The organism is Streptomyces sp. NPDC001514 (assembly GCF_053597075.1).
Genome location: NZ_JBSFHO010000026.1, coordinates 110,194 through 118,449, shown reverse-complemented (window position 1 = coordinate 118,449; position 8,256 = coordinate 110,194). Strand labels below are relative to the sequence as shown.

General features: G+C 71.8%; 6 protein-coding genes. 2 read left to right on the top strand and 4 right to left on the bottom strand.

Features of this window, described 5'->3' with window-relative positions; genetic code table 11:
• Positions 1-342: 342 nt before the first annotated feature.
• Together ACWCXB_RS25400 and ACWCXB_RS25395 are read right to left on the bottom strand one after the other, a co-directional pair.
• Positions 343-1,155, bottom strand: a complete 813-nt coding sequence (locus tag ACWCXB_RS25400; RefSeq protein ID WP_450725816.1) for a purine-nucleoside phosphorylase — start codon at positions 1,153-1,155, stop codon at positions 343-345.
• 146 nt (positions 1,156-1,301) lie between these two features.
• Complete coding sequence (locus tag ACWCXB_RS25395) at positions 1,302-1,739, bottom strand: gamma-glutamylcyclotransferase (protein WP_018889198.1); 438 nt, start codon at positions 1,737-1,739, stop codon at positions 1,302-1,304.
• A gap of 187 nt (positions 1,740-1,926) precedes the next feature.
• On the opposite strand from ACWCXB_RS25395, the gene ACWCXB_RS25390 reads away from it, so the two are divergent.
• Both ACWCXB_RS25390 and ACWCXB_RS25385 read left to right on the top strand, forming a co-directional pair.
• On the top strand, positions 1,927-3,366 hold the full coding sequence (locus tag ACWCXB_RS25390) for an NAD(P)H-quinone dehydrogenase (protein WP_450725814.1): 1,440 nt from the start codon (positions 1,927-1,929) through the stop codon (positions 3,364-3,366).
• Between the two features lie 181 nt (positions 3,367-3,547).
• Positions 3,548-4,435: a DeoR/GlpR family DNA-binding transcription regulator gene (locus ACWCXB_RS25385; protein ID WP_450725829.1), complete on the top strand. Its 888-nt coding sequence runs from the start codon at positions 3,548-3,550 to the stop codon at positions 4,433-4,435.
• Between the two features lie 998 nt (positions 4,436-5,433).
• On the opposite strand, the gene ACWCXB_RS25380 is transcribed toward ACWCXB_RS25385, so the two are convergent.
• Positions 5,434-5,961 (bottom strand): TetR/AcrR family transcriptional regulator, encoded by a 528-nt coding sequence (locus ACWCXB_RS25380; protein WP_450725827.1) that lies wholly within the window; start codon positions 5,959-5,961, stop codon positions 5,434-5,436.
• A 165-nt stretch (positions 5,962-6,126) separates the two neighbouring features.
• Positions 6,127-7,890: an acetyl/propionyl/methylcrotonyl-CoA carboxylase subunit alpha gene (locus tag ACWCXB_RS25375; protein WP_450725812.1), complete on the bottom strand. Its 1,764-nt coding sequence runs from the start codon at positions 7,888-7,890 to the stop codon at positions 6,127-6,129.
• Positions 7,891-8,256: the final 366 nt, after the last annotated feature.

Here is an 8,256-nt window from a genome sequence, read left to right as displayed (position 1 = left end):
GGTCGTGTTCTGGACGTAAAAGCGCCCGCAACTCGCGCGAAGCGCGGTGAGGACCGCAGTCCAGGACACGAGCCCCGGAGCGGACCCGGACGGCACCGACCCGGCACGGGGCACCCCCGACCACCCAGCCCGTCCGGCGCTTGAGGACGGACACCCCGGCCCACCCGGCGGCACCGGGTGCACACGACGGACGCCCTGGCCGCGCCCGCGGTACCGGGTGCACAGCCCGTCCGGCGCTTGAGGACGGACACCTCCGGGCCACCGCGCGGCACCGGGCACACCACGGCCCCGCACCCCCCGGGGGGACACGCGGGGGTCCGGGGGCGTCAGCCCCCGGTACTTCTAGATGCGGGCCAGCACCTGGGTCAGCAGGTCGCCCATGCGCGCAGCGGAGTCGCGGCCCGCCTGGAGGACCTCCTCGTGGTTGAGGGGCTCGCCCGAGAGGCCCGCCGCGAGGTTGGTGACCAGGGAGATGCCCAGCACCTCCGCGCCCGCCTCGCGCGCCGCGATCGCCTCCAGGACCGTGGACATGCCGACGAGGTCGCCGCCCATCACACGGACCATGTTGATCTCGGCCGGGGTCTCGTAGTGCGGGCCGGGGAACTGGACGTACACGCCCTCCTCCAGCGTCGCGTCGACCTCCTTGCACAGCGCGCGCAGCCGCGGCGAGTACAGGTCGGTCAGGTCCACGAAGTTCGCGCCGACGATCGGCGACGCCGCGGTCAGGTTGATGTGGTCGCTGATCAGGACGGGCTGGCCGGGGCGCATGCCCTCCCGCAGACCGCCGCAGCCGTTCGTCAGCACGACGGTCTTGCAGCCCGCGGCGACGGCGGTGCGCACGCCGTGCGCGACGGCGGCGACGCCACGGCCCTCGTAGTAGTGCGTACGGCCGAGGAAGACCAGTGCGCGCTTTTCGCCGATCTTGTACGAGCGGATCTTGCCGCCGTGGCCCTCGACGGCGGGCGGCGGGAAGCCGGGCAGCTCGGTGACCGGGAACTCGACCTCGGGCGCGCCGAGGGCGTCGACGGCCGGCGCCCAGCCGGAGCCCATCACCAGGGCGACGTCGTGGGTCTCGGCGCCCGTGAGCTCGCGCAGGCGTGCGGCGGCGTCGGTGGCCGCGGCGTGGGGGTCCGGGTGGGTAACAGAAACGTTCACGGGAAAAGGGTATCCCGTTAAGCCCTACGCGCGTAGATGACGATGCTCACGACTCTGCAGCGCTTTCCTCGTCGTAACGCACAAGAGGCCACGCACACACGTCGCCGCGACACATCGCCACGACACGTCGCCGTGACCGCGCGGCATCAGCACGGACGCTTGCGCAGCTCCATCACATAGTCGTGCGGCGCGCCTGCCGACTCGGCCGCGTCGGCGATCTCGCCCAGGTAGCGCGCCGAGGGCAGCCCGCCCTCGTACCCGTTCAGGACGTACACCCATGCGGGCTCCTCGCCGTCCAGCGTGTGCACCCGCACCCGCATCCGCCGGTATATGTCGAGGCCGACACCCTCCCAGCGGTCCATGGAGTCCTCGTCCAGCGGGGCGATGTCGTACAGCGCGACGAAGACCTGGGAGCGCGGCGCTTCCACGATGGTGGCCAGGGCCCCTTCCCACCCCATCTGCTCGCCGCCGAACGTCAGCCGCCAGCCGTTGAGCCAGCCCGTGCCGCGCAGCGGGGAGTGCGGGGCGCGGCGGGTCATCAGCCGCGCGTCGAGGTTGCCGGCGTACGCGGCGTAGAGCGACATGGGATCGAGGGTACGGGAGGGGGAGCGGTGACCGCCCGTCACGATCCCCCGGCCCGGCCCCGGCGGGTTCTCGGGCGGCGGATACCCGACGGGTACGAAGGCCCCGGCGCGAAGCACCTTGAAGCGTGCGGGACAATGGGCTGGACGGAGAGCACCCGGCAGAGCGAGAGCGCGAGGCGTAACCCCAGTGACCCGGATCGTGATCATCGGTGGCGGACCCGGCGGATACGAGGCGGCCCTGGTGGGCGCCCAACTCGGCGCGGAGGTGACCGTCGTCGACTGCGACGGCCTCGGCGGAGCGTCCGTCCTCACCGACTGCGTACCCTCGAAGACCCTGATCGCCACCGCCGAGGTGATGACCAACTTCGACTCCTCGCACGAGGAGCTCGGCATCATCGTCGCGGACGACACCCCGCACATCGAGCAGGCCGCCCGGATCGTCGGCGTGGACCTCGGCAAGGTCAACCGACGCGTGAAGCGGCTCGCGCTCGCCCAGTCCCACGACATCACCGCATCCGTCACGCGTGCGGGCGCCCGCGTCATGCGCGGCCGCGGCCGGCTCGACGGGCGGCAGGCCATGGACGGCTCCCGCCAGGTGGTCGTCACCGCGGCGGACGGCAGCGAGGAGCGGCTCACGGCCGACGCCGTGCTGATCGCGACCGGTGGCCACCCGCGCGAGATCCCGGACGCACAGCCCGACGGGGAGCGCATCCTCAACTGGACCCAGGTGTACGACCTGACCGAGCTCCCCGAGGAGCTCATCGTGGTCGGTTCGGGTGTCACGGGTGCCGAGTTCGCCGGTGCGTACCAGGCGCTGGGCTCCCGGGTCACCCTCGTCTCCTCGCGCGACCGCGTGCTCCCGGGCGAGGACCCGGACGCCGCGGCCGTCCTGGAGGACGTGTTCCGGCGCCGCGGCATGAACGTCATGGCCCGCTCCCGTGCCCAGTCCGCCAAGCGTGTCGGCGACCGCGTCGAGGTGACCCTGGCCGACGGCCGCGTCATCTCCGGCACGCACTGCCTCATGGCCGTCGGCGCGATCCCCAACTCCGCGGGGATGGGCCTGGAGGAGGCCGGGGTCCGCCTCACCGAGTCCGGCCACATCTGGACCGACAAGGTCTCCCGCACCTCCGCGCCGGGCGTGTACGCCGCCGGGGACGTCACCGGGGTCTTCGCTCTCGCCTCGGTCGCCGCGATGCAGGGCCGGATCGCGATGTATCACTTCCTGGGCGACGCGGTGGCCCCGCTGAACCTCAAGACGGTCTCCTCGAACGTCTTCACCGACCCCGAGATCGCGACCGTCGGCTACACCCAGGCGGACGTCGACGGCGGTGTGATCGACGCCCGTGTCGTCAAGCTGCCGCTGCTGCGCAACCCGCGCGCGAAGATGCAGGGCATCCGGGACGGTTTCGTCAAGATCTTCTGCCGCCCCGGCACCGGAATCGTCGTCGGTGGTGTGGTCGTGTCCCCCCGCGCATCGGAACTGATCCACCCCATCTCGATCGCGGTCGACAACAATCTGACGGTCGAACAGATCGCAAACGCTTTCACCGTGTACCCCTCGCTGTCGGGCTCGATCGCGGAGGTCGCGCGCCAGTTGCACACGAGGAAGACCACGAGCGTGGTGTAAGGCGGGTCATTCGCCGTCAAGCGGGACGATCTCCCGACCCCGTTGCGGCGTGGCCATACCACTTTTCGATCCGCAGTGTGTGCAACTTCGCTAATTCGGCGCAAAGCGCTGAAAAATATCGGCCGCTGGGGTTACTGTCAGTTTCGTGTTCGCTGCAGAACGTCGTCAATTGATCCTCGAAATGGTGCGGGCCAACGGGGCGGTTTCGCTCCGTGAGCTCGCCCGCGTCGTCCAGACCTCCGAAGTGACCGTACGGCGCGACGTGCGGGCACTGGAGGCAGAAGGACTCCTCGACCGCCGGCATGGCGGTGCGGTATTGCCGGGCGGATTCACGCGAGAGTCCGGCTTCCCGCAGAAATCCCATCTCGCGACCGCGGAGAAGACGGCCATCGCCGACGCAGCCGCGGCCCTGGTCGAAGAAGGCGAGGCCATCGTGGTCGGCGCGGGGACGACCACGCAGGAGCTGGCGCGCCGGCTCGCGCGGGTCCCGGGGCTGACCGTGGTCACCAATTCCCTGCTGGTGGCGCAGGCGCTGGCGCATGCGAACCGTGTCGAGGTCGTCATGACCGGGGGCACGCTGCGTGGCTCGAATTATGCGCTGGTCGGGAGCGGGGCGGAGCAGTCGCTGCAGGGGCTTCGGGTCTCCCGTGCGTTCCTCTCCGGCAGTGGTCTGACCGCCGAGCGCGGGCTGTCCACGTCCAACATGCTGTCGGCGAGTGTGGACCGGGCGCTGGTCCAGGCCGCGGCGGAGGTGGTGGTCCTCGCGGACCACACCAAGCTGGGCACGGACACGATGTTCCAGACGGTGCCGACGGATGTGATCACGCGGCTGGTGACGGACGAGCCGCCACCGCACGACGAGCGGGCGGCGACGGAGCTCCAGGCGCTGGCGGACCAGGGAGTGCAGGTCGCGGTGGCGGGCGGCGGCGAGAGTGCGCGCCCTCGCCGTGAGGTCCCGCTCCCCGGCCAGCGCCGCACCCACCCGGGTCTGCGCCCGGCCCCCGCGGCGACGTCCCTCACGGCGGACCAGCCGGATCGCCCGCGCGTGGCGGACCTCCGGCGCCGCTGACGCTTTCGGGGGCGGGTGCGTTTCTCCCCCACCCCGCCCCTTCCCGAAACCCGGGGGCTACGCCCCCAGCGCCCCCTCCGGGGGAAGGCTTCCGGGGCTGACGCCCCCGAGCCCCGTTACGGCAGCTTCGCGCCGCGAGACGCGGGACCGCCCCCCTTGCCCCCGCCCGATGCGGCAGCTTCGCGCCGCGGACGGGTGGGCTGCTGCAGGGGTTGCTTGGGGTCGGTGCCCCCCGTCGCGCCCGGTTGTGGCGGCTTCGCGCCGCGAGACGCGACCCCCGTTGCGGCAGTTTTGCGCCGCGGGTGGGTGGGCTGCAGGGTTGCTGGAGGTTGGTGCCCCCCCGTGCTCGGTTGTGGGCGGCTTTGCGGGGCGAGACGTGGGACGGACCCCGGCCGTTGTTGCGGCAGGCTTGCGTCGCGGGTGGGCTGCGGTTGGCCCCCGTGCTCGGTTGTGTGGCGGCTTTGTGCGGGCGAGACGAGGGACGGCCCTTGCCCCGTTGCGGCAGCTTCGCGCCGCGGGCGGGTGGGCTGCAGGGTTGCTGGGGGCTGGCGCCCCCCGTGCTCGGTTGTGGCGGCTTTGCTGGGCGAGACGTGGGACGGCCCGGCCGTTTGTTGCGGCAGTTTTGCGTCGCGGGTGGCTGCGGTTGGCCCCCCGTGCTCGGTTGTGTGGCGGCTTCGTGCGGGCGAGACGAGGGACAGCCCTTGCCCCGATGCGGCAGCTTCGCGCCGCGGGCGGGTGGGCTGCAGGGTTGCTGGGGGTTGGTCCCCCGGGGCCCGGTTGCGGCGGCGTTGCGCCGCGAGACGCGCGACCGGCCCCGCCCCCGTTGCGGCAGCTTCGCGCCGCGGGCCGTACCGCTACGTTTGTGGGCAGTCGTTCCGCTGGGGGTCCCCCAGGACGAAGTCCCAGCTAGGGGAGAAATGGGGGAAGAAACCACCCACCCGGCTGCTGAGGGCGACGACCCCGCCACCCACCGGCGGTGGTCGTGGACCGCGACCGGGTCAGGGGCGGAGGCCGCGGAGGGTCAGGGTCAGGAGGCGGTCGGGGAGGTCGGGGTCGGTGGGGGCCTGTTCCGCGGCCAGGGCGATCGCGTTCGTGAGCTGCATGAGGTCGTCGATCGACACGTCGGCGCGGACCGTGCCGGCCTCCTGGGCCCGTTCCAGCAGTTGGGCGCCGGCTTCGAGGAGGGGGACGCTGCACTGGGACAGGGACGCGGACATGAGGGCTCGCGCAACACCCCGGTACTCACCCGCATGGGTGATGATGGCGCGCAGCCACTCCACGAGCGCCGCGCACGGCTGCTCCGCCGAGGCCAACTCCCTCGACCGCTCCAGCAGCGACGCCAGGGCCTCCTGGAAGACCGCGTTCATGAGCGCGTGGCGGTTCGGGAAGTGCCGGTACAGCGTCCCGATGCCCACGCCCGCCCGCCGAGCGATGTCCTCGAGCGACGCGTCCGTACCGTGTTCCGCGAACGCGGCACGCGCCTCGACGAGCAGCCGCTCGTAGTTGCGGCGCGCGTCGGCCCGCATCGGCCGTGCCGTACCCGCCTCCGTACCCGCCTCCGTGCTCGTGCTCGTGGTCATGGCATCCAGGATGCCGTATGCCCCTGCGCCCATACGCCCCTGCGCCCCTACGCACGTGTGGGCCCGCCGGGCTTACCCGGCAGGCCCACACGGAGACGAAGATCCGAAGGCTCAGTCCTTGATCTCGCAGATCACCGCGCCGGACGTGAGCGACGCGCCCACCTCCGCCGCCAGGCCCTTGATCGTCCCGGAACGGTGCGCGTTCAGCGGCTGTTCCATCTTCATCGCCTCGAGTACGACGACGAGGTCGCCCTCCTTGACCTCCTGGCCCTCCTCGACCGCGACCTTGACGATCGTGCCCTGCATCGGGCTGGCGAGGGTGTCGCCGGAGGCGGCCGGGCCGGACTTCTTCGCCACGCGGCGCTTCGGCTTCGCGCCGCCCGCCGCGGCGGTACGCGCGAGCGTCATGCCCAGCGACGACGGCAGTGAGACCTCCAGGCGCTTGCCGCCGACCTCGACCACGACGGTCTCGCGGCCCGGCTCCTCCTCCGTCTCCTCGCCGACGGGCGCGGAGAAGGCCGGGATCTCGTTGACGAACTCGGTCTCGATCCAGCGGGTGTGGACCGTGAACGGGGTGCCGTCGGTGGGGGCGAACGCCGGATCGGCGACGACCGCACGGTGGAACGGGATGGCGGTGGCCATGCCCTCGACGTTGAACTCGGCCAGGGCGCGGGCCGCGCGCTGGAGCGCCTGCTCACGGGTGGCGCCCGTGACGATCAGTTTGGCCAGCAGGGAGTCCCAGGCCGGGCCGATGACGCTGCCGGACTCGACACCGGCGTCCAGGCGGACACCGGGGCCGGACGGCGGCGCGAAGACGGTGACGGTGCCGGGCGCCGGAAGGAAGTTGCGGCCCGGGTCCTCGCCGTTGATGCGGAACTCGAACGAGTGCCCGCGCAGCGCCGGGTCGTCGTAGCCCAGCTCCTCGCCGTCGGCGATCCGGAACATCTCGCGGACCAGGTCGATGCCGGTGACCTCTTCGGTGACCGGGTGCTCCACCTGCAGCCGGGTGTTGACCTCCAGGAAGGAGATCGTGCCGTCCGTGCCGACGAGGAACTCGACGGTGCCGGCGCCGACGTAACCGGCCTCCTTGAGGATGGCCTTGGAGGCGCGGTACAGCTCCGCGTTCTGCTCGTCGGTCAGGAACGGCGCGGGCGCCTCCTCGACCAGCTTCTGGTGGCGGCGCTGGAGCGAGCAGTCACGCGTCGACACGACGACGACGTTGCCGTGCCGGTCGGCCAGGCACTGGGTCTCCACGTGCCGCGGCTTGTCCAGGTACCGCTCGACGAAGCACTCACCACGCCCGAAGGCGGCGACCGCCTCGCGCACCGCGGAGTCGTACAGCTCGGGCACTTCCTCCAGCGTGCGGGCGACCTTCAGACCGCGTCCGCCGCCGCCGAAGGCGGCCTTGATGGCGATCGGGAGCCCGTGCTCCTTGGCGAACGCGACGACCTCGTCGGCCCCCGAGACCGGGTCGGGCGTTCCTGCGACGAGCGGGGCCCCGGCACGCTGGGCGATGTGACGGGCCGCCACCTTGTCGCCCAGATCGCGGATCGCGGCCGGCGGCGGGCCGATCCAGGTCAGGCCCGCGTCGATGACGGCCTGCGCGAAATCGGCGTTCTCGGAGAGGAAGCCGTAGCCGGGGTGGATCGCGTCCGCACCCGAATCGGCCGCGGCCTGCAGGACCTTGCCCATGTCCAGGTAGCTGGCCGCCGGGGTGTCACCGCCCAGGGCGAACGCCTCGTCGGCCGCGCGGACGTGCAGTGCGTCACGGTCCGGATCGGCGTAGACGGCTACGCTCGCGATCCCGGCGTCCCGGCATGCACGGGCAACGCGGACAGCGATCTCGCCTCGGTTGGCGATGAGCACCTTGCGCACGATGGCTCCCTCCTTGCTGTGTTGATCCCGGGGGATACCACCCCCGGTGTGCGGCTACGCCGCGGGCCGGCCTCCGGCCGGGCTCGTTCACCCGGCCGAAGCACTCGGCGGGTCACCGCGCCGAAGACTTCGCTGAAACACGCTGAGTTTAGGGACTACCGACACGACGTTTCGACCCGTTCCCAGTCGTGAGCTTGCCCACACGGAGGGTGATTCGGGACGCATCCATGCCGCGAAACCCCTTGTCGCACCACGGTACGCCGGGTTCCTGCTGTGCAGCGTAGCCCTCGGATGTGGCCAAGGTCTCTGCGCAGGCGTTCAGCGGCGCGACACGTTTCTTTGTCGAGTCCCTACGAATGGCCGAAT